This is a genomic window from Streptomyces chartreusis NRRL 3882 (assembly GCF_900236475.1).
Lineage (GTDB): Bacteria > Actinomycetota > Actinomycetes > Streptomycetales > Streptomycetaceae > Streptomyces > Streptomyces chartreusis_D.
This window is the reverse complement of sequence record NZ_LT963352.1, coordinates 1,095,417-1,115,792: the sequence shown is the minus strand read 5'-3', so window position 1 is coordinate 1,115,792 and position 20,376 is coordinate 1,095,417. Positions and strand designations below refer to the sequence as shown.

Sequence of the window (20,376 nt, the reverse complement as noted above, 5' to 3'; positions counted from 1 at the left end):
TGGACACCACGTCCCCGGACACGGACGCGCAGGCGTGCGGGGCCGCCGCGAACGGCGGTCCGTCGGGCACCGCGGAGGATGGGCCATGGCAGAGCTCGAGGAAGCGGGTGCCGAGCAGGGCGAGGCGACCCTGGAGTCCGTCGTGCTGGACCTCACCGACGTGCCGCTGGACGACGTCGCCGCACTGCCGTCCTCGGTGCTCGGGGAGACCCTGCGCCGGCTGCGGACGGGGCGCACACCGGGCGACCCCTTCGTCACCGGGTTCAGCGAGAGCCAGTGACCGGCTCCGGGCACCGACGCCACCCTCGCGCGAAACCGCCTGATCAGGGGCAACCCGCCCTATACTGACCGTCCCTGACTGTCGTGCCCCACCGTCCAGCACCTGCCGTCGAAGCGGAGTGGCCATGCCCGACACCCACGCAGCCGACCGCCCGGGACGGTTCGCCCTCTTCTGCTCCACCGCGGAGAACCTCGGCGTCAGCACGACCGTGCGCAACGTCGCTGACCTGCTGGCCGCGGGCAACCGCAGCGTCCTGATCGTGGACGGCCGCGCCCCGGGCACACCGGCGCCCGATGCCGCCGGGGGTGTGCCGGCGGGAACCCCGACGCCCGTGCCGGAGCCCGAGCCCGGGCGGATCGCCCTCGTGGCACGACCGGACGCGGCCTCCCTCCTCGCCCTCGCCTCAGACACCGCCGCGCTGCGCTACGACCATGTGCTCGTCGAGGCGCCGCTGCCCGACGCGCCCGGCGCGCCGCCGGAGGGCAGGCTCGGCTCGTCGGCCGACTCGCTGGTGCTCTGCTTCGCGATGACGGCCTGGTCCATCGACGGCGCCGCCGCCCTGGCCGAGCAGATGAGCGGCGCCCGCTCCGGCCGGCCCGTGCGCCTCATGGCCCTCGGCCTGAAGAGCAACGTCGAGTCGCACGACCGGCTGCGCGGCGCCCGCGAACGGGTGCGCCGCAAGTTCGGCCCCCTCACCCGGACCTCCCACACGTCAGAGCTCGCCTTCCTGGAGATCCCGTACCACCCGCTCTACCTGGACACCCGGCAGCTCGCCGTGGAGAGCGAGCCGGAAGGCTCCGTGACCGGCCTGCGCCCCTACTACGAGCGGCTCGCCGACTGGCTGCGCAACCGGCGGCCGGTGCCGCTCAGCCGGGTCACCATCGTCCACTCCCAGCGCCACGCCCCCTGGGCCGCCTGGCTGGAGGACCAGTTCCGGCGCGGCGGCATCCGCACCGAACTGCGCGCCCAGGACGCCTACTCCGGCGACCGGCCCGCTCCCGGCACGGCCCTGCTGTTCCTCTCCCCGGCGGACATGGACCACACCGCGCTGGCCCAGCTCGCCGCGCTGTCCCACCCCGACGTCCGGATCGTGCTGGCCGACGAGCCCTTCCCGGACCCGGGGGCCGCACACCACGAGCGCATCGACCTGCGCGGGACCGACGAGGACGAGGCCGTGCGGCGGCTGTGGTCCGGACTCGGCCTCGGCACCCCGCCCCCGGCGGACGGCACGCCCGGCCCCCGGTTCCCGCGGCTGCCCGCCGTGACCAACGTGGCCCCCCGCTACAGCGGGTTCGTCGGCAGGGACGACGTCCTCGGCGCTCTCCTGGAGGAACTGCACGCGGCCGGCCGGGACCGCACCCCGCTGGTCGTGCACGCCGCGAGCGGCTGGGGCAAGAGCGAGACCGTGCGGGAGCTGTGCCACCGATTCGGCTCCGCCTACGACGTGGTCTGGTGGGTGCGCTCCTGGGAGATCCCGCGCGCCCGCCGCGGCCTGAAGCGGCTCGCCGGCCGGCTGGACCTGGTCACGACGGGCGACGGCGCCTCCCCGGAACTGTTCGACCACCTCTCCCGCACCGACACCCGGAGCTGGCTGCTCGTCTACGACGGCGCCGAAAGCCCGGACGGCCTGCGGGAGTTGCTGCCCACCCCGCACGCCCGCGGGCACGTCCTGATCACCAGTCGCACCGCCCCGGCCACGGCCGGCATGGCGGCGTTCGCCCTGCCACCGATGTCGCCCGCCGAATGCCGGGCCGTGCTGGGGGAGCAGCTCCCGGAGATCGACGAGGACCAGGCCGAGCGCGTCGGACAGGTCGTGGGCTTCGTCCCGCTCGCCGTGCGCATCGCCGCCCTCTGTCTCGCCGAGCGCGCCGCGGCGCACCGGCGCGACGACAGCATGGGCGACCGGGCCGCCGCCCGGGCGGCCGTCGGCTATCTCCTCGCCGAGTACCGCACCGCCCAGCAGGCCCTGCTCGAACGCGAGGGCACCGCCCCGCCCGTCGCGGTCATGGTGCGGGTGGCCCGGCAGACGGTGCTGCACACGCCGGGCGCCGCCGCCTGGCGTGCCGAGAGCCGCACCAGCGACGCCCTCGGCTGGCTGCTGAACGCGGCGTCCCTGCTCACCGGGCGCGGCATGGGGCTGGAACTGCTGCGTTCGAGACGCATCCTCGCCGAGCTGGCCGGCGACGGTACGACGGCCCGGAACCCCGGCGCGGCCCGGCCCCCGGCCGACCCGCGGCTGCCCGACGAGCACATGGTGAGCGTCGCCCTGTGGGCCCTGTCCCGGGTCGGGCTGCTGGACGTCGACTTCGACCGGCCCGACCAGCCCCTCGGACAGCACCACGCCGTACGGGACGCCGTCCGCGCCGGCATGGAACCGGCCGAGCGCGCCCACATCGAGCAGGTGCTGCGCGGCACCCTCGCCGAGTTCACCCCGGACGAGGACCGCGGCCTGTCCGCCGACTGGGCGCGCGAGGTGTACTCGCTGCGGCTGTGGGAGGACCACCGGCCCCGGGTCCGGCGCTCGCTGCTGCGCCACCTCAACGCCCTGAGCCAGCGCGGCGAGACCGCCGACCTGGCCCGACTGCTCGACATCTCCGACCGAGCCCGGGCGGCCTGGTGCCCGGAGGGCGACGACCCGTCACCGGAGTACCTGCGCCTGCTCAACCTCACCGCCCGGGCCCACCGCCTCGACGGCGCCTACGAACAGGCCCGCCAGCTGGCCGAACAGGCCCTGCGCGGCCACCGCAGACTGCTGGGCCCGCTGCACCCGAGAACGCTGCTGTCCGCCGACTCCTACGGCGCCGTCCTGCGCTCCCTCGGCAGGTTCTCCGACGCGCTGTTCCAGGCCCGCCCCGTGCTGGAGGGCCTGACGCTGCTGCTCGGCCCGCAGCACAGCGCGACCGTGCAGGCCGAGCACAACCTCGCGTTCACGGAGGCACTGAGCGGCCGGGCCCCCGACGCGCTGGCCCGGCTCCTCGCCCGGTTCCGCTACCGCCAGGCCGTCGGCGGCGAGGACGACCCGGCCGTCTGGCGGTCCGCCGACCTGCTCGCCTGGGTCTACCGGACGCTGGGCCGCGACGCGGAGTCCCAGGACCTGCTGCGGCAGTGGCTGCACCGGCACGGCGGCGTCGCGACGGGCACCCGGCTGAGCATCGAACGCGGCCTGGCCGTCAGCGAACGACGCATCACCTACAACTCCGCACGCTCGCACGAGACCGTCTACGGCTACGAGAAGGCCCTGGAGCGCGACCGGCGGCTGCTCGCCGAGTCCACCAGCCGGTTCGGCGCCGACCAGCTCGAGACCGTGCGCTGCCGCTTCAGCCTGGCGGCCGACCTGCACGCGCTGGGCAAGCACGACGAGGCCGAACACGAGGCCCGCCAGTGCAGCCGCGCGCTGGAAAACACACTCGGCGGCTGGCACCCCTACGCCGGACTGGCCGGGGTCCGGCACGGGGTGTACCTGCGGGCCACGGGCGCCGTCGAGGAGGCCGAGGCCACCGGCAGGGCCGCGCTCAATCTCCTGGAGGACCGGCTCGGCGACAGTCATGCCTGGGTGTCCGCCGCGGAGAACTCCCTCGCTGCGACCCTCGCGGCGGCCGGGCGGACCGAGGAGGCGGTCGTACTCGCCGAGCGCGCCCTGCGCCGTTTGCGGGACCTGGACATGGGGCATCGGCCCGACGGGCGGCGGGTGGGTGCGCACCACACCTGGCTCACCTCCCGGAGCACCGGATCCGCCCCACCGGCCAGGGACTTCGACATCGATCTGGAACTGCCCGGCATCTGAGCCCGACACCCGGGCGAAGGATCCAGGCCCGGCGCCGTCGCCCGGACGACGGTTCCCCGACGGAAAGGTGAGCGTACGTGGCAGCAGCCCCGCACCCGGAGACCGAGCTCTTCACCGAGTCCCACTGGTCCCCGGAGGCCCACGGCCGAATAACCGAGCTGTGCCAAGGGGCCTTCGCCGGCGTCCCCGCCCTCAGGTCGGTGTCCCACTACAGCAACGGAATCATCGACTTCGTCGTCCGCAGGGGCGACTGTCCCCCGCTGAGCAGTCTGGTCACCGAGCGCGGCGAGGACATCGCGAACGAGTCCCTGCCCGGCAGTCGGCTCCTGCTGTGCACCCAGGACCTGAACGCCCTGATGCGGCCGCTGGGCACGGGTGAGCTGATGCGCGTCGTGCTCGCCAACGCGCGCGGCGGCCTGTGGGGCGGTCGCGTCAAGGCGGGGGAGTACCTGTCCGCCCTCACCGACACGCCCGGCGGGATGCCCGCCGCGGACGAGGCCATGAACGGCCTCGTCTCCGCCATTCGCACCCGGGTGCACCACCTTCCCGACGAACTGCCCGGCGGCCTGGCGGGCCCTCCTGAACCGCTGCCGGAACACAAGGAGCGGCTGCGCATCGACTTCGGGACGGCGACGGCCGGACACGACGGACTGTCCGAGATGCGGCTGCGGGCCCTGTGGGGCGGCCACGTCAACAGCCTCGACCTCCAGTACGCCGCCTTCTACCGGGACTGGAAACTCGTCTGCGCGGGCGACGTCTTCGAGAACCCCGAGCTCGGCCCCCGCTTCCTCGACGTCAGCGTGCGCTCACGCCGTACCGGGTACCGCGACCTCGCCCAGAACCTGCGCGGCCATCTCGCCCGGCTCACCGACGCCCTGCGGCTGGTCGTGCAGCCGCCCGCCGATCGCCTGGTCCTGGACGTCCAGGAGGGCGCCGTGTTCGTGACCTGGCTGTCGCCGCGGGACTACGTCCTCGGGGTGACGCTGGACCAGCGGCAGGTCGGCCACGCGGAGAGCCGCCTGCACGAGCTGGCGGACGCCCTGCGCGAGCTCACGACGACCGAAGGGAACTGACCAGCGCGCCCCACACCTCGTCGGCGAGCGCCTCCACGGCGCGCGCCGCCGTGGGCCGGTGCGCCGGACCGGGGCTGCCGAGGGACTGGACGGGCAGCACCTCCACCGCCGTCTCGTACTCCCGGCAGACCCGGCGCAGCCGTGCCCACTGCTCCTCGGTCGGCGCGCCGGGCGCGGCCGAGCGGAACCAGGCGTCCGCGCCCGTACGGAACCGCTCCGTCAGCTGCCGGACCAGGGTGGCGCACCCCAGCGCCGTCAGATCGGCCCGCCCCGGCCGCGGCGGCGGTGCCTCGCCCGCCTCGGCCGGGCGGCCGGCCAGCCGCTCCACGGCCGCGTCGAGCAGCGCGAACACCTCCTCGAACCGCCCCTCGACGGGCTCCGGCAGCGCCGAACGCGCCGGACCGGGCGCAACCGCGACCAGATCGCGTCGGGCCAGATCGCTCACCGTCTGGCGCAGCTGGCCCAGTTGGGCGCTGTGCTCCCCGAGCGCACCGCGCAACTCACTGGTCAGATCCGCGAGATCGGCCTCCTGGCGCAGCTCCGTGAGACGGGCCCGCAACCGGTCCAGGGCCTCGTTCACGGCCCTCGGGAAGTCGCCCGGACGGTACAGCAGGGGCTGCGAGCCGAGCGAGCGCGCCAGCCGGTCCCGCATGGTCCGCGACACATGGCCGTTGACCACGAGCAGCACCTCGGCCTGGGCCGGATGCAGCGCGCTGCGCAGCGCCCGCACGCGCGCCGTGATGCGTTCCTGGTCGTCCGCGACGAGCACCGAACCGGTGACCACGATCGCGATGTAGGCGTTCGGGACGGGCTCCAGCCAGTACGCCACCACCAGCGACCCGTCGTCGGACGACGCCCGCGTCGGCACGGGGTCGCGCGACGCGATGCGCCACTGCCCGAGGGCCAGCGCGTCGTGGATCGTGGAGAGCACCTGGTCCTCGGACACGTTGTCGTGCAGCCCGCGTACGGCCCTCAGCACGGTCGCGGCGGTCACCTCCCGGACCGCGCCGCCGCGGTCCTCGCTCAACTGCCAGGCGTGGTGGCAGGTCTTGAGGATCTCTCGGGGCACTCCGCCGGTGAGTTCCTGAAGGATCGCCACCGACTCGGCGCCGAACGGCGCGGGCCACCGCTCGATCGCGTCCGTGCCCTGGGCGGAGACGGGACGAGCCCCCGAACCGACGTACTCGGCGACGAGTTCGGCGGTGAGCTCCGCGGTGAAGCGGGTCGGCCACAGCTGCACCACACGCTCGTGCAGGCTCGGGCGGAACGCGTTGAGCCCGCGCGGCGAGGTGCAGAACACCAGCAGACCGCCCCGGCTCACATAGACGTTGACCAGGCGCTCGAAGGCGTCGACGAACGTACGCCGGGACTCCTCAGGCCAGTCCAGCACCTTCTCCAGCGAGTCGATCAGCAGGACGTACGGTTTGCCGACCCTGCCGTGCAGGAAGCCCTGGACGGCCAGCGCGTCGAAGACCGGATCGATGCCCGTGACGGCGTCCTTGATGCCGCGTTCCTTCAGCTGCTGGGCGGGCTCGTCCCCGGTCAGCCACGCCCACACCATCGAGGTGAACCGCGGGTCCTGGAGCAGGGCGAGCGCGGTGGCGAACCTCCGGTGCTCCGTCACCTCGCCGAGCGTGACCCGCAGATCGGCGTGCAGCACCTCGGGGTCGTAGCGCAGGGCCGAGACGACCTTGTCCGGGTCGAGCACGCGGTCACGCAGCCCGGTGGCGATGTCGTCGAGGGCGATGTCGTCGAGCGGGACGTCGTCCGCCCGGCCGGGCCGCGGTCCGGAGCTCTGCTCGCCGACCCGGACCGCCGTCACATAGGCGTAGTAGTCCCGGACGAGTTCCTCGAACGCGGCGCGGCCCTCCGGGGTGTCCGCGGGACCGCGCAGCCGGTCGCGGTACATACGGCCGAAGTCCTGCGCCGGTTCGTCCACGATCCACATGGCCGGGCCGTCCGGACGGGCCAGCCCGTTGCACACCTCCCGTGCCGCGTGGCTCTTGCCGAGACCGAACTCGCCCACCACGGCGATGGCCCGGCCGCGCCGGCCGCCCCGGGGCCGGTCCCGGAGGTAGTCGCGCACCAGGTCCTGGAGTTCGTCCAGGATCCGGGTGGGGACGTGGGCGTTGCCCGAGTCCGCGGCCTCGACCGGGGCGTCACCGAGATCGGCCGAGGGGCCGAGCCGCACGACCGGCACCAGGGGGAAAGGGTTGCTGTACCAGGTGTCTGCGCTGCTTGCGGCCACGATGGCACTCCTTGCGGGTCCTGTCAGGCGCGGTCGGGGTGGCGTGGCGGGCGTCAGCCGCCGGGGCGGGGCCGGATCGGAGCACGGAGCAGGGCGTCGCGGCCCGTCCGCCGCGGCTCCCAGTGGGGTCTGAGCGCGTCGGCGTCGATCGGCCAGGGGTACGGGGCGCTGCGGAGCGCGTCCGCCGCCGAGTGGAAGACCTTCCGCAGTTCGCGGACGTCGCGGGGGTTCCATTCGCGGTGCGCTGCCATCAGAGAGCTCCTGTCCGGCTCGACCAGGACGTGCGGTGCGCCGTGGCCCGGCCGGGCGCTGCGGCTGAACCGCCAGATGTCCTCGCAGTTCAGCTCGCCCAGCGCGAGATGGGTGACCGCCGTCGATCCGCTGAGCCCGGCGGCCACTTCCTTCGCCGTCTCCGCCGCGCCCTGGCTCACTTCGACGAACAGTACGATCCTCGGGTGCGCATGGCTCAGACAGGTGCGCAGAAACGCCGCCCTGAGGTGTGCGTCGTTCCACCGTATGTGCGGGATCACGGCGAAGAGCAGCGCGTTGCGCTGGACCAGCAGATCGCTCATCTCGCCGTAGGCCAGGTACGGGTCCTCTTCGTCGATGATCGCCTTGACGCGGGACTCGGGGAAGTCGTGGAGCCGGAGCCTCTTCGCGACTTCGCGGCGTATGCGGGCGTTGATCAGCCGGGTCGGCGCGAACGACTCGCCGTCCGGGTCGACACTGATCCGGCGGCCGTCGTTCTCCAGCCCCGCCGTCGGCACGAACACGGGGAGCGGGTTCCCCACCGCGGCCCCGGCCGCCGCGACACGCTGCTTCACCTCGTAGAGGCACCGGTGGATGAGTGTCGTCTTGCCCATGCCCGGCGGGCCGCTGACGATCACGACACGGCCGTACCCCACGTTCGAGTCGAGGAGTTCACCGAGCTCGGGCCAGCTCCTGCCGAAGCGGTCCAGTGCCTCCCGGGAGTGGTCCACGTCCACCCACTGGTGCACGTGGTCCGGCTCCTTCCACGGCACCAGGGGATGGTCGGCGCTCAGCACGGCGGCACCGTTCGCGCCGTCCTCACCGCCGTGACCGTGGTTCATGCCGTTCGATCCGTACGGTTTGCGCACTCCGTAGGGGTTCGCCCAGTCGGAGCTGGTCATCCGTGGTGTCCTCCGGGGCTTGTGGGACGGCCGTTGCCGCGTATCCTCCGCAGCCACCACAGGGGCGCGGGGCGCAGCAGTTCCCCCACGTCCCGTGTCTGCCGGTCCAAGGTGGTGCGCACGGCACTCGCCTCGCTCTTTCTCTCGTGCGGTCCCAGGAGTCGCCCGTCCCGGCTGCCCGGCAGTGCCTCCGCCAGAGGCAGACGGTCGGCCAGCCGGCGGGCCGCTTCGCTGCGCGGAGCCGGGCCGGGCACCAGGGCCAGCAGGCCGGAGAGCGCCTCCCTGGCCCGGAGCGCCTCGGCGTGGTCCGCATCGGGATCCTGCTCGTACGCCGCGAGATACAGCCATGCGATCCTCCGGAATTCCCGCACCGCCGCCGCCAGTTGCCGGCTGCGCGTGCGCCGCTCCGCCGAGATCCGTTCCGTCATCTGCCCGACGAGGGTGAGCGCGGCTCCCGCCACGAGCAGGTACGCCCCGTCGAGGAAGCCGCTCTGACCTGAGCCGCCCTGGTCCGCCGACGCCCCCGGCGGATCGCCCGCGGCGGCCAGCAGCGCGTCGCAGACCCGCTCGAAGTCGCCCCGGTGCCGCTCGGCCCACTCGTCCAGCGACAGCACGCCGCCCTTCCGCCCGGGAACCTCGACGGCCTCGACACCGCCGCCGGTCCCCGGGGGCCGCCGCACCACACCGATCCGCAGCGCCGCGTCCCTGAGCTCGCCCCGGTGCTCGCCGGCCAGGCAGTACACCAGCCGGACATCGCTCCTGCCGGTGTCCGCGACGGCCGGCCCGGCGGTGACGGGAAGCAGCAGCAGGGCGAGGGCCGGGACGCCGAGCACAGCACGCCGCCCGCCTCCGCTCCCTCTCCGTTCGCCCATCCGGCCTCCCCGTGCCCCCTGGCCGCGGCCGCGTCCGGCCGCCGCACACCATCCGGTTACGCGGAGGACCGCAGTCCGTCGGCCGTGGCCGGAGGTGCCGGCGGCCCGTCGCCCTCGCCCGCCGGACGTCCGGGGAGACGCTCCAGCACGCCCCCGGGTTGCCGGTTCCTCCGGGACCTGTGGCGCGACCAGCAGCCGAACCCGATCTGTGCCCCGTAGTGCAGCAGGTTGACCGTCACCACGGCCGGGGCGACGATGCCGACCGTCTTCGGGAAGTCGCGTTCGAGGGTGAGGGCGAGCAGCACGGCCGTGAGGCCGTTCTGCTGGCCGATCCCCAGCAGGAACCGGTCCCTTCCCGACAGACCGCGGACGAAGAGGGGCATCAGCAGCACGGCCACCACCGCCTGCGCGACGAACGCCGTGGCACCGAGCAGCACCCCCGGGGCCGGCGACACTCCCTGGGCGACGAACAGCCCCAGCAGGGCGGTGGCGAGCAGGAAGGCACTGGAGACCGCCCGCGCGAGCGGCCGGGTGAACACCTTCGTACGCAGGAACAGCCCGGCGACGGCCACGGCGAGCATCAGCATGTTCGCGGCGGCGAGCACGAGCATGACCACGACCAGCAGTGCGGCGAGCGGCGTCGCCGGCCGCCGGGCCCCGCCGGCGTCGAGCTCCCGCCGGGCGGGCCACAGCCTGCCGCCCGCCCACCACAACAGCAGGGCACCGGCCAGCAGCAGCGCGTTGAGCGCCAGTCCGAGGGCGTAGCCGAGGGTGCCGCCGCCCACCACCGAGGGCGTGCCCGCGTGCCCGGCGGCCGTGTAGGCGTATCCGGCGACGTACAGCGTCAGCAGGACCGTCATCGGATCGTCGAACGACGCCCAAGCGGTGAGCAGGGACCGGGCGCGCTGCGACATGTGCCCGTCCCTGCTGAGCGCGGCCACCGACAGCGGGTCGATCTGCGCGACGACGATGCCGAGCACCAGGTACTCCGGGCGGTCGAAGGCCAGGACCATGACACCCGAGATGATGCCCGCCTTGAGGACCACCCCCAGGGTCACGGCCGCCACCACACCGCGCAGATCACGGCGCAGGTCGGCGAGGTCGATGCCGAACGTGCTGCCGTACAGGCCCACGGCGAGCAGCAGTCCGGTGGCGAAGACGTAGCCGGTGGTGCCGACCATGCGCGACGGATCCGTCACCAGGCCGATCACCGTCCCGAGGACCAGAGCGCCGAGCGCGCCGAGCAGGACGGCCGGAACCGCCTCCGGCAGTCTCGGCCGCCGGGCACGGTTGCGTCGGGACGTCTCCACTGGCTCCCCCCATCCCCCGGTGTTACGCCGCGAGCGTAGTCGGGCCGCCGGCACCTCGTGCGCTTTCTGGTACGGACGTGCAACCGCGAGAGCAATCAAGCGTAGGCGTCATCATCCGGACGGCGTAACGCCATTGCCAGCCGTTCCCTTGCACGATGCCCGGCGACGGCTGCCGTTGAACGCTCTTCACCCCTGGGGCGGAACCACGGCAGCGCGGCCGGTGCGCCCCGTGTCCGCCCCGCCGCCCTGGGCGGGCTCTCGACGCCGTTCCGTCCGTCGGCCGTGCGCCCCCCGCCCCGGCCGGACTTCGGCGTGAACGAGTGGATGGCGGCGCACGCGCGGGCGGGCCGCACACGGCAGTTCGACCCGCATGCGTCATCGGACGCACGCGCGCCATGGCCGACGGCACATGGCGTGGTCGAGGACGTCACCCACCCCCCGATGAGGCGACGTCCTCGACCGCTCCCCCGGCGCCGGACTGTGGCTCAGGTGTCCGCGCGGGTCAGTGCCGTCACCAGCACATCACCGCCGTCTCGCCGGAACCCCAGGCGGAGTACAGGCGTACGCGGACGAAATAACGGCGGCCCTTGACGAGCCGGGCGCTGATCGTGGCGTTGTGCGGAGTTCCCCCGTCGTCCTGCCCGGCGAGGTAGCGGGGTTCCCCGTCCCGCTCCTCGAAGACCACGACGACGGTGTCGCTGTCGCCGAAGGTGCCCAGGGTGTACGTGCGGGTCTCCGGCGGGTCGACGACGAAGTCGGCCTGCTCGCCGGGCCCGAGACCGAGCGGTGCCGAGCGGAACGGCACCAGCGCGGACGGACCCGGCCGATCCGCCGGCGGATACCAGCGGAGCACGAACTCCTTGTCGGCGGCGGACAGGGTGCCGGGCGGGTTCAGACCCGCGCGGTACTGCTCCGGCTCCAGGACCAGCCCCGACGAGAACGGATACTCCATGATCGACTGCGGGTCCCAGACGGAGCCGTTGACCTCGTCCGGGTCGAGCTTGCGCAGGATGTTGTAGTGCGTCCGCTCCCGGCTCCAGTGGTTGGGCGGGCCCGCCAGTTCGGCGTACACGGCCTCGTCGTCCCAGTGGATGCCGGCGAACGGGCTCTGGTGCTCGTGCAGCATGCCGAGCGCGTGCCCGATCTCGTGCAGGGCCGTCCCGCGCTCCCCGGGCGCGGTCAGGTCCCAGCCGAAGTTCATGGTGCGCTCGTGCCGGCCGGCCTGCAGCGCGTCCCGGCCCACCGCCGACCAGGAGCCGGCGCCGAGCTGGAACCCGATGCGCAGTTCTGCCTCCGAGCGGTCGTCGACCTCGGCGAAGGCGATCCCGATGCCGAGGTCCTGCCACTGCGTGAAGCACTCGCGCACCACGTCCCGCTGCTCCTCGGCACCGGCCCACGGCACCCGTCGCGTCATCCCCCTCCCCGGCACGGGGATGACGGACGCGTCGGTGTCACGGTCGAAGAAGCAGTAGTGCAGAACCGTGCCGTTGACCCACATCCGCCGCCCGCTCGCGAGCGCGCTCAGCCGCTCGGCCGCCAGCCCCGGTGCGAAGGCGGGCGCCGGCGCCTGTGCCAGCGAGCAGTAGCGTGCGGTCATGGCCACAGCCTGCCCCGCGGCCGGTCCCGGGCGCCTGAGTCGGGGGCTACTCAAGTCGCCCTGTATCAGAAGTGAGTAGCCGCGCTCATGTCTGTGTGACGACTTACGAGAGGGACGCGACGACGCTGGAGCTGCCCTGGCCGTTCGCCGGGCGGGAGGACGAACTGGAGCTGGTCCGCCGGTCCCTGGCCGGCGGGCGCCGCGGCATCGTGGTGACGGGCCCGGCGGGCTGTGGCAAGACCCGCCTCGTCACCGAGGCGATCCGCGGCTCCGACTGCGCCCGGGCGGCGGGTACGCCCGAGGGCCGGGCGATGCCCTTCGCCGCGTTCGCCCATCTGCTGCCCGAGTCGGTCACCCTGCACCGCGCCGTCCAGCTCCTGTCCGGCCTGCGCACGCTGCTGGTGGACGACGCGCACCTCCTCGACGACGCCTCCGCCGCCCTGGTCCACCAGCTCGCCGTGCACGGCCGCACCCGCCTGCTGGTCGTCGCGACCGACGGCACCCCGGTGCCGGGCGCGATCTCCCGGCTGTGGACCGGTGAGCTCCTGCCGCGTCTGGCTCTGGAACGGCTGCCCGGGGAGGAGACCGCGCAGCTGCTCACCGCCGGGGCCGGCCCTATCGAACCGCTCACCGTCAACCGTTTGCGGCGCCTGAGCCGGGGCGACCTGCGGCTGCTGCGGGACCTGCTCGGGGCGGTGCGGGGGCGGCTCACCCTCGTCCCGGACACCGGCGAACGGGCGTGGCGGGGCCCGGTGCCACTGACCACGGCCGTCCGCGAGCGCACCGCCCACGTCCTCGGCCGCACCTGCCCGCTCGAACGGGAGGCCCTCGACCGCCTCGCCTTCGCCGAGCCTCTGTCGCCGGCGCTGGACGATCTGGACCTCGGGGCCCTCGAAGTCCTGGAAACCGAGGGCCTGATCGAGGTCGACGACCTGGGCGGGGTCCGCCTGGCACACCCCCTCCACGGCCCGGTGCTCAGAGCCGCGGCGGGCCGGCTGCGGGCGCGCCGGCTGTCGCGGACGCCGGACGCGTACGCCGCCGCCCTCGACGCCGAGTCGGCCGCACTGGCCCGCCGGATCGACCAGGACGACGTACGGGCGATGCCCACACCGGTGGGGGAGTGGCTGGTCGCCGAGGGCGGCCCGCTGCCCGGCCGGTACGCCGCCGTACGTGCCCGGTTCGCCAGGCTGCGCGGGGAGCTGAGGGACGCGGCGGCCTGGGCGCGGGAGGGCCTCCGGGACGACCCCGAGGACGTGGCGTGCCGGGCGGAACTCGCCTGCGCCTGCGCACCGGTGGACCCCCGCGGGGACCTGGACCTCGACGCCCTCGCCGAGCCCTACGACGCCGTCCGTCTCGGCGCCCCCGAAAAGGTCATCGACCGGCTGACCGGCGTGTTCGCCCGGCACGCCGACGCGCTCACCCGTGCCGACGGGCCGGCCCTGGACGAGGTGGCCGAGGAACTGGAGCGGCGCGGTTTCACGCTGTTCGCCGCGGAGGCGCACGCCCAGGCCGTGCGCGCCCACCGCGATCCGAGCGCCGCCCGGCACTCCCGCACCCGGGCCGTCGCCCTGGCCCGGCGCTGCCAGGGCGCCCGCACACCCGCCCTGTCCGGGCTGGTCCTCGGCGAACTCACCGCCCGGCAACGGCAGATCGTCACGCTCGCGGCCGCGGGCCTGAGCAACCGGCAGATCGCCGAACGCCTCACCCTGTCCATCCGGACCGTCGGCAACCACCTGTACAGCGCCTACGCCCGGCTCGGCGCGAGCGACCGCGGCGCCCTGCCCTGGCTGTCGGAAGTCCCGGAGGCCCAGCCGGCCTAGGGGCCGCTCATGGACCGGCGGCCTGACCCGAACAGGGGACGGGTCAGGCCGCCCCGAACGCGGAGAACGCCCAGCCCGTGGCCTGGTGCAGCGCGTCGCCCGGCAGGGCGGCCCGGGCGTCGCGCAGCGCCTCCGCCAGCGACAGGCCGACCCCGAGGCCCTTGTGCAGGGCGAGCATCAGCGGCACCACCGCGGCGTCGTTGACGGGCGCGCTGCACGCCACCACCCCGGCCGTGCCGAGCGGCAGCAGCGCGGTGACCAGACCGAGCAGTTCGTCGGCGCCGACGGAGGCGAGGAGGGCGGTGTCGCAGCAGGACAGGATGATCCGGTAGGGGCTGCGGTCGAGGCGCTCGAAGTCGTGCACGACGATCGGGCCGTCGGCCATCCGCAGGGCGGAGAACAGCGGGCTGTCCGCGCGGAACGTGCCGTGCGCGGCGATGTGCGCCAGCGCGGCCCCGTCCAGCTCCTCCAGCACGCGCGGCACCCGCGCCTCGTCGCACTCCAGGACCGTCGCGCAGGCGTACCGGTCGGCCAGTTCGGGCACCTCGGCGCCGCCCGTCGCCAGACCCGGGCCGCGCACCAGCACATGGCGGCCGTCCGGGGGCGGCGCCGTCTCCCGGGCACGCAGCCAACTGCCCGCCGACGGCGACACGCTGAGCACCCGTTCGCGCAGCGACGGCAGCAGCGCCCACGGCACCCGGTGCAGCCGCCCCGGCGGCACGATCACCACCGGGCCGCCGCCCAGATGCGCCGCGGCCGGTCCGAGCAGCAGCTCCTCCAGCCGCCGCCCAGCGGCCTCCACCACCGCAAGCCGCGCCTCGGCCCCGGGGTGCGCCAGCCGCCGCAGTCCCGCCTGTACGTGCTCGGCCTCGGTCTCCGCGTCGGCCAGCAGCCCCGCCTCGAACCTGCGCACCCGCCCCTGCCCGCACAGCAGCACCTGCACGCGCCCGTCGAGCACGGCGAGTTCCACCAGCCGTACCTCGTCCCCCAGCCGCTCCAGCAGACGGCCGACGTCGAAGCGGTCGCCGCCCTCGGGGGCCTCGCCACGCATGTGCAGGGTCCGGGAGCGGATCTGCCGCTCCAGCCGCCGCTGTTCACGCTCCAGCGCCGGAACCGGCCGGCCCTCCATCCGGGCGGCGTCCGCCCGCGAGGCGATCTCGCGGAAGGCGGTCATGCCGCTGAGCAGCTCCGGGTCGGCGGGCGGCCGGGTCGGCGGGGTGGACAGCACCGTGGCCCGCCAGCGCTCGCTCCACACCAGCAGCCGCCGTGGCCCGCCGGAGACCAGGCTGGCCCGCTGCGCCAACGCCGCCAGTTCCGCGCCCTGTTCGGTGGCGCGGGCCCGCAGTTCCGAGGCACCCAGCGTCATCCGGTGGTCGTCGAGCACGTCCAGGCCGCGCCGGCACGCCTCCAGCACACCCCGGGTCGACCCGGCGGCCCGGGCCCGCAGTGCCTGTGCCGCCCAGCCCGTCATCCGCGCCAGCGGCGGGCCGGCTCGTCTGCTGCGGGCGGCGACGGCCAGATGCCGTTCGGCGTCCGCCGTCCAGCCCAGGCCCAGCGCGATCCGGCCCGCCAGCAGCGACGCCTCCGGCGCGGCCGGCGCGCCGAAGGCGGCCAGCTTCTCGGCCACCGCGGCGGCGTCGGCGACCAGCCGCCCCGAGCCGCGCCCGGCCGCGTGCCGCGCCTCGATCAGCACCAGCCGGGCGTGCGTCTCCCACCAGGTGCGCCGCTGCCCGGCGAACAGCCGCACCGCGAGGGCCGCCCGGGCGATCGCCGTGTGCGGGTCCCCGGCCAGCCGTGCGGCCCGCGCGGCGGCCAGCAGCAGCTCCGCCTTGCGGGTGGACTGCCCGCCGATCCCGTCCAGCCTCCCGATCGCCGCGTCCGCCTCGGCCAGCGCCTCGGGAGCCAGCCCGGCCGCCATCAGCACCTCGCAGCGCCGGATGTTCAGCATGAACGTCGGTGTACCGAGCCGGGCGTACCGCTCCTCCGCCTCGTCGAGCAGCCGCAGCGCCGCCGGCACGTCACCGGACCGGAACGCGGCGAGCCCCCGGCTCTCCACCGCGTCGGCCTTGTCGTGCTCCTGGCCCGTGGTGTCCCACAGCGCCTCGGCCGCGGTGAAGTCCGCCTCGGCCCGCTCCACCGCCCCCAGCGCCAGGTGGACGGTCGCCCGCAGGGTCAGCGCCCGCGCCGTCCAGATCACGTCCTCGGCCTGCCGCAGCACGGGAATCGCCCGGCGCACGTCCTCCAGCGCCTCGCGATGGTGACCGAGCACCCACCACACGTACGCCCGCCGGTACAGCACCCGCGCCCGCGTGTGCCCGCCGCCCCGCGCGACCCCCCGCTCGAACGCCGCCAGGCCCTCCCGGGTACGGCCCGCGTGCACCAGCGCCACGCCCAGGGTGGCCAGCACGTCCGCCTCACGGTCGGCCGAGTCCGCCCGCGCCGCGTACTCCCGGGCCCGCCGCAGGTGGTTCAGCGCGAGCCGCAGATCACCGAAGTCCCGCTGCCAGATGCCGATCACCTGGTGGGCGACGGACGCGTGCAGCGGGGAGGGACCGGCGTCGAGCAGCGCCCGGGCCCTCGTGAGAGCCTCGCCCGGGTCGGCGAACACCATCGGCAGCAGTTCCTGCACCGAATCGCTTCCCGCTGTCACTCCTCGGATGGTAGTGGCCCCCGAACCGCGCCACACAGGTTTGGCGCTGTATCAAAAGACCGCCCGGTGGCTCTTGTCGACGAGTACCGACGACCGTTCGCCGCACCGACCGACGCCGTCGCCCAGTGGGAGGACCCGCATGGCACCTCAGCGATTCCACGAGCAGTTCGATCAGATCCAGCGCTCGATGCCGGACGTCCCCCTGGCGATGGGACCGGACGACTCGGCCGAGTTCATGTACGAGAAGGGCGTCGTCCTCGTCCGCGACGGCGAGGAGGCCCGGATCGTCGAGGACACCGTACGGGCGCACTTCACGGCGGCACCCGACCTCGACCAGGACCAGGTCCGCCGGGCCGGTCCGCAGAGCAACCGCAGCGGCGTGACCCGGATCCGGGTCGGCGACCCCGGCGAGGGAAGCCGGGGGACGGACCGGGCCGTCGCGCAGGCGCTGCGGGCCGTGCGCGAGCGCGAGGCCCGGGCCGGGCACCGGATGGTCGCCCGCAACCACGTGGTGCACATCGCGGTCAACGCCTGCCCCGGCGACGAACCCGTTCCCGTCCCGGTGAGCGAGCCGCCCAACCCGGCCGCCGCGGACACGGCGTACGACCCGGACAGCGCCGTCGGCGTCCTCGTCGTCGACACCGGCCTCACGCACGACTACCGCTCCTGCGCACTCCTCGCCCACACCGACGGCGACGCCCAGGTCCAGGAGTGCGACGAGCAGGGGATCCTCCAGCAGTACGTCGGGCACGGCACGTTCATCGCCGGGCTCGTCGCCGCCGTCGCGCCCAGCACCGACATCACCGTGCGCGGCAGCCTCAACGACGCGGGCGCCATCCTGGAGTCGGAGTTCGGCGAGAAGCTCTTCGAGGCCGTCGACGCCGGTGGCTGGCCCGACGTCCTCAGCCTCTCCGCCGGCACCTCCAACGGCCGCACCGACGGCCTGCTCGGCGTGGAGAACTTCATGCGGGAACTGCGCGAGCAGCGCACCCTGCTGGTCGCCGCCGCCGGCAACAACGGCAGCGCCACCCCTTTCTGGCCCGCCGCCTACGCCGACCTGCCCGGCTGGGAGGACTCCGTGCTGTCCGTCGGTGCGCTGCGCAGCGACGGCGAGTCCGGCGCCTGCTTCACCAACCACGGCCCGTGGGTGAAGGTCTACGCCCCCGGCGAGCGCCTCACCAGTGCCCTCACCGGCTTCGAGACGCCCGTCCCGTACGTCTACCAGCACTCCACGTACGACGCCTGCCGCTACGGCTTCACCTACGGCTGTACCTGCCGGCACCCCCGCCACACCGGCGTGCTGAGCGACGAGAGCGCCGCCGCCAAGCCCGACCAGGTGATGTTCGAGGGGTACGCGCAGTGGAGCGGCACGTCCTTCGCCACCCCCGTGACCGCCGGCCTGGTCGCCGCCCACATGACGGCGCACCAGGAGACCGACCCGCGCGCGGCCCGGCGGCAACTGCTCGCCGCCGGCACCGGGTTCGCGGACATGCGCGGGGCACAGGTGCCCGCGCTGCGCCCGCCCACCTGGCGCCCTGTCCCGGTCGTGCGCCTCGGCCCCGGGCTGTGAGGGCCGAAGCCGCCCCCTCCACGGCGTACGATGACGTGCCGTACTCGAGGGGTGGGGCTGCCGTGGACCGTACTGATGCCGGCGCGCTCGTCCAGGCCGCCGCCGACGGCGACGCGGCGGCCTGGAAGGCGCTCGTGGAAGGGCTGAGCCCCTTGGTGTGGTCCGTGGTGCGGGCCCACCGGCTGTCCGACGCGGACGCCCACGAGGTGTACCAGACCGCCTGGTTCCGCTTCGCCCAGCACCTCGGCCGGATCAGGGAACCCGGCAAGGCGGGCGCATGGCTGGCGAGCACCGCGCGCCACGAGTGCCTGAAGGTCATCCGGAGCTCCCAACGGCTGACCCTGACGGACGATCCGCAGCTCCTGGACCGGGTCAGCGAGGACGGCACGCCGGAACAGTCGCTGCTCGACTCCGAGGAGGCCGCCGCCCAGAGCGAACGCGTACGGCGGTTGTGGCAGGAGTTCGAGGAACTGGGCGAGCGGTGCCGGCAGTTGCTGCGGGTGCTCATGGCCACGCCGCCGCCCAGCTACCAGGACGTGTCCGCCGCGCTCGGGATCGCGGTGGGCAGCATCGGGCCGCTGCGCCAGCGCTGTCTGCGGCGCCTGCGGGCCCGGCTCGAAGCGCGGGGGGCGATGTGAGCGACATGAACGACGACGTGTTCGACGAAGATGCCTGGGACGAGGGCGACTTCGACGCCGGGCCGCTGGAGGAGGAGCTCCGGCGGGCCGCCGCCGTCCTGGACCCCGTGCCGCCGGAACTCCAGCAGATCGCCGTCGACGCCTACGCGCTGCACGACCTGGACGCCCGCGTCGCGGAACTCACCTTCGACTCGCTGGTCGACGCCCTCCCGGTCCGGGGAGCAGGTGACGCGCCCCGGATGCTGACCTTCCGGGCGGGCGGGGTGACCGTCGACGTGGAGGTGACCGGCCACGGGCTGACGGGCCAGGTGCTGCCGCCGCAGCCGGCCCGGATCGAGGTCCTGTGCGGACCACGCCCCGGCACCTCGCTCACGGCCGACGACCTGGGCCGCTTCACCGCCGCCGCACCGCCGCCCGGCCCGTTCGCCCTGCGGCTGCGGACCGGCGGGGACGTGGTGGTGACGGAGTGGCTGCGGGCCTAGGACGAACCACGGGGCGGCGCCTGGCCGGTCAGCCGGACACGGCGTCGACCAGGCGGGCCAGCGCGGCGGCCAGCCGTTCCAGACCGGGACCGGCGGGACCGCCCGGCTCGGTCATGTAGGTGTCCCGGCGGATCTCCACCATGAGCGCCTCGACCCGCCGGTCGGTCCCGTAGAACTCCAGCGGCACATACGCCCCGCTGAACGGGCTGTCGAGCTCCGTCTCCGCGAAGGCCTGCCGCGCGGCGTCCAGCAGCCCGGGAGAGGTGTGGAAGGGGTCGGTGCCGAGACACACCGGCGGCCGGGCGCCCTGCCCGTGCAGCTCGTACGGCAGCCGGGCCCGGGGGTACGAGTGCACGTCGATGATCACCGCCCGCCCGGTGGCCGCCAGCCGGTCCGCCACAGCCTGTGTCATCGCCCGCGCGTACGGCAGGAAGTACCGTGCGACGAGCGGACCGGCCTCGACGTCCTCGGACCGCAGCACACCGCCGTGCGTGGTCCGGGTGTAGACCGCGCCCATGCCGACGGCCCGCATCTCCTCGCGTTCGTCGGGGAAGCGCTCGGGGTCGACGACCAGCCGCGACAGCCGGTTGACGAACCGCCACGGGACGACGCCGGCCGTCCGGGCCGCCGCCTCGGCGATCTGAGCCGTGTGCGCGTCGGTGATGTGGTCCAGCTCCCGCGCGAGCTCCTCGTCGCCGAGCACGATGTCCGCCCGTACGGACGGCGGTATCTCCCGCGCGGAGTGCGGGACGTGCAGGATCACGGGGGAGTGCCCGGCGCCGGGCAGGACGTCGAAGGACTGGGCATCGTCGGTCACTCGGCGGCTCCACGGGACGTGGTCGGGGGGGCTTCGCTCGAAAGCCCCGCCTCTTCGAACATAACTCCGCCCCGGCCGGGCGGT

14 protein-coding genes are annotated in these 20,376 nt (G+C 74.5%); 7 read left to right on the top strand and 7 right to left on the bottom strand.

The annotated features are described in order from the left end of the window. The first annotated feature begins 85 nt into the window (after window positions 1-85). The 3 genes from fxsA to SCNRRL3882_RS04990 all read left to right on the top strand — a co-directional run bounded on the left by fxsA (window position 86) and on the right by SCNRRL3882_RS04990 (window position 5,137). Window positions 86-280 carry an FxSxx-COOH cyclophane-containing RiPP peptide gene (gene fxsA / locus SCNRRL3882_RS05000; RefSeq protein WP_010044821.1) on the top strand — a complete coding sequence of 65 codons (195 nt, stop codon included), beginning with the start codon at window positions 86-88 and terminating at the stop codon, window positions 278-280. Between the two features lie 124 nt (window positions 281-404). Beyond that, window positions 405-4,064, top strand: a complete 3,660-nt coding sequence (fxsT, locus tag SCNRRL3882_RS04995) for an FxSxx-COOH system tetratricopeptide repeat protein (protein WP_010044823.1) — start codon at window positions 405-407, stop codon at window positions 4,062-4,064. Window positions 4,065-4,141: 77 nt separating this feature from the next. Beyond that, window positions 4,142-5,137 (top strand): hypothetical protein, encoded by a 996-nt coding sequence (locus SCNRRL3882_RS04990; RefSeq protein ID WP_010044834.1) that lies wholly within the window; start codon window positions 4,142-4,144, stop codon window positions 5,135-5,137. Here the strand turns inward: SCNRRL3882_RS04990 and SCNRRL3882_RS04985 are convergent. From SCNRRL3882_RS04985 to SCNRRL3882_RS04965, 5 genes are all read right to left on the bottom strand, one after another. Beyond that, a complete protein-coding gene (locus tag SCNRRL3882_RS04985; protein WP_010044837.1) occupies window positions 5,115-7,385 on the bottom strand; it encodes a hypothetical protein in 2,271 nt (756 codons plus the stop codon). The two genes, SCNRRL3882_RS04990 and SCNRRL3882_RS04985, sit on opposite strands and share 23 nt — an antisense overlap. A gap of 53 nt (window positions 7,386-7,438) precedes the next feature. Further along, window positions 7,439-8,536 carry an ATP-binding protein gene (locus SCNRRL3882_RS04980; protein WP_010044839.1) on the bottom strand — a complete coding sequence of 366 codons (1,098 nt, stop codon included), beginning with the start codon at window positions 8,534-8,536 and terminating at the stop codon, window positions 7,439-7,441. Continuing rightward, the gene (locus SCNRRL3882_RS04975; protein WP_158688449.1) at window positions 8,533-9,408 is read right to left on the bottom strand and encodes a hypothetical protein; all 876 of its coding nucleotides are present in this window, start codon (window positions 9,406-9,408) and stop codon (window positions 8,533-8,535) included. Before SCNRRL3882_RS04975 ends, SCNRRL3882_RS04980 begins: the two co-directional genes overlap by 4 nt. 56 nt (window positions 9,409-9,464) lie before the next feature. Next, entirely contained in the window at window positions 9,465-10,718 is a 1,254-nt protein-coding gene (locus SCNRRL3882_RS04970; RefSeq protein WP_010044846.1) for a cation:proton antiporter, read from the bottom strand. Window positions 10,719-11,229: 511 nt separating this feature from the next. Continuing rightward, complete coding sequence (locus tag SCNRRL3882_RS04965; protein ID WP_010044848.1) at window positions 11,230-12,315, bottom strand: M12 family metallopeptidase; 1,086 nt, start codon at window positions 12,313-12,315, stop codon at window positions 11,230-11,232. 95 nt (window positions 12,316-12,410) lie between these two features. Here SCNRRL3882_RS04965 and SCNRRL3882_RS04960 point away from each other — a divergent pair, with 95 nt between their 5' ends. Continuing rightward, window positions 12,411-14,135 carry a helix-turn-helix transcriptional regulator gene (locus SCNRRL3882_RS04960; RefSeq protein WP_010044851.1) on the top strand — a complete coding sequence of 575 codons (1,725 nt, stop codon included), beginning with the start codon at window positions 12,411-12,413 and terminating at the stop codon, window positions 14,133-14,135. Window positions 14,136-14,178: 43 nt separating this feature from the next. Here the strand turns inward: SCNRRL3882_RS04960 and SCNRRL3882_RS04955 are convergent, their stop codons facing one another. After that, complete coding sequence (locus SCNRRL3882_RS04955; protein WP_050810305.1) at window positions 14,179-16,746, bottom strand: CHAT domain-containing protein; 2,568 nt, start codon at window positions 16,744-16,746, stop codon at window positions 14,179-14,181. A gap of 178 nt (window positions 16,747-16,924) precedes the next feature. Here SCNRRL3882_RS04955 and SCNRRL3882_RS04950 point away from each other — a divergent pair, with 178 nt between their 5' ends. The 3 genes from SCNRRL3882_RS04950 (at window position 16,925) to SCNRRL3882_RS04940 (ending at window position 19,475) form a co-directional block, all read left to right on the top strand. Next, window positions 16,925-18,355 carry a S8/S53 family peptidase gene (locus SCNRRL3882_RS04950; RefSeq protein ID WP_010044854.1) on the top strand — a complete coding sequence of 477 codons (1,431 nt, stop codon included), beginning with the start codon at window positions 16,925-16,927 and terminating at the stop codon, window positions 18,353-18,355. Window positions 18,356-18,417: 62 nt separating this feature from the next. Then, window positions 18,418-18,993, top strand: a complete 576-nt coding sequence (locus SCNRRL3882_RS04945) for an RNA polymerase sigma factor (protein ID WP_010044855.1) — start codon at window positions 18,418-18,420, stop codon at window positions 18,991-18,993. A 5-nt stretch (window positions 18,994-18,998) separates the two neighbouring features. Then, entirely contained in the window at window positions 18,999-19,475 is a 477-nt protein-coding gene (locus tag SCNRRL3882_RS04940; RefSeq protein ID WP_040903808.1) for a hypothetical protein, read from the top strand. 28 nt (window positions 19,476-19,503) lie between these two features. Here the strand turns inward: SCNRRL3882_RS04940 and SCNRRL3882_RS04935 are convergent, their stop codons facing one another. Beyond that, complete coding sequence (locus tag SCNRRL3882_RS04935) at window positions 19,504-20,292, bottom strand: N-formylglutamate amidohydrolase (RefSeq protein ID WP_010044859.1); 789 nt, start codon at window positions 20,290-20,292, stop codon at window positions 19,504-19,506. Between the last annotated feature and the right edge of the window lie 84 nt (window positions 20,293-20,376).

Excerpts from the sequence above, each read along its gene's own strand:
- fxsA (WP_010044821.1), top strand. The coding sequence starts at position 86 with ATGGCAGAGCTCGAGGAAGCGGGTGCCGAGCAGGGCGAGGCGACCCTG.
- fxsT (WP_010044823.1), top strand. The coding sequence starts at position 405 with ATGCCCGACACCCACGCAGCCGACCGCCCGGGACGGTTCGCCCTCTTC.
- SCNRRL3882_RS04980 (WP_010044839.1), bottom strand. The coding sequence starts at position 8,536 with ATGACCAGCTCCGACTGGGCGAACCCCTACGGAGTGCGCAAACCGTAC.
- SCNRRL3882_RS04975 (WP_158688449.1), bottom strand. The coding sequence starts at position 9,408 with ATGGGCGAACGGAGAGGGAGCGGAGGCGGGCGGCGTGCTGTGCTCGGC.
- SCNRRL3882_RS04965 (WP_010044848.1), bottom strand. The coding sequence starts at position 12,315 with ATGACCGCACGCTACTGCTCGCTGGCACAGGCGCCGGCGCCCGCCTTC.
- SCNRRL3882_RS04955 (WP_050810305.1), bottom strand. The coding sequence starts at position 16,746 with ATGGTGTTCGCCGACCCGGGCGAGGCTCTCACGAGGGCCCGGGCGCTG.
- SCNRRL3882_RS04950 (WP_010044854.1), top strand. The coding sequence starts at position 16,925 with ATGGCACCTCAGCGATTCCACGAGCAGTTCGATCAGATCCAGCGCTCG.
- SCNRRL3882_RS04940 (WP_040903808.1), top strand. The coding sequence starts at position 18,999 with ATGAACGACGACGTGTTCGACGAAGATGCCTGGGACGAGGGCGACTTC.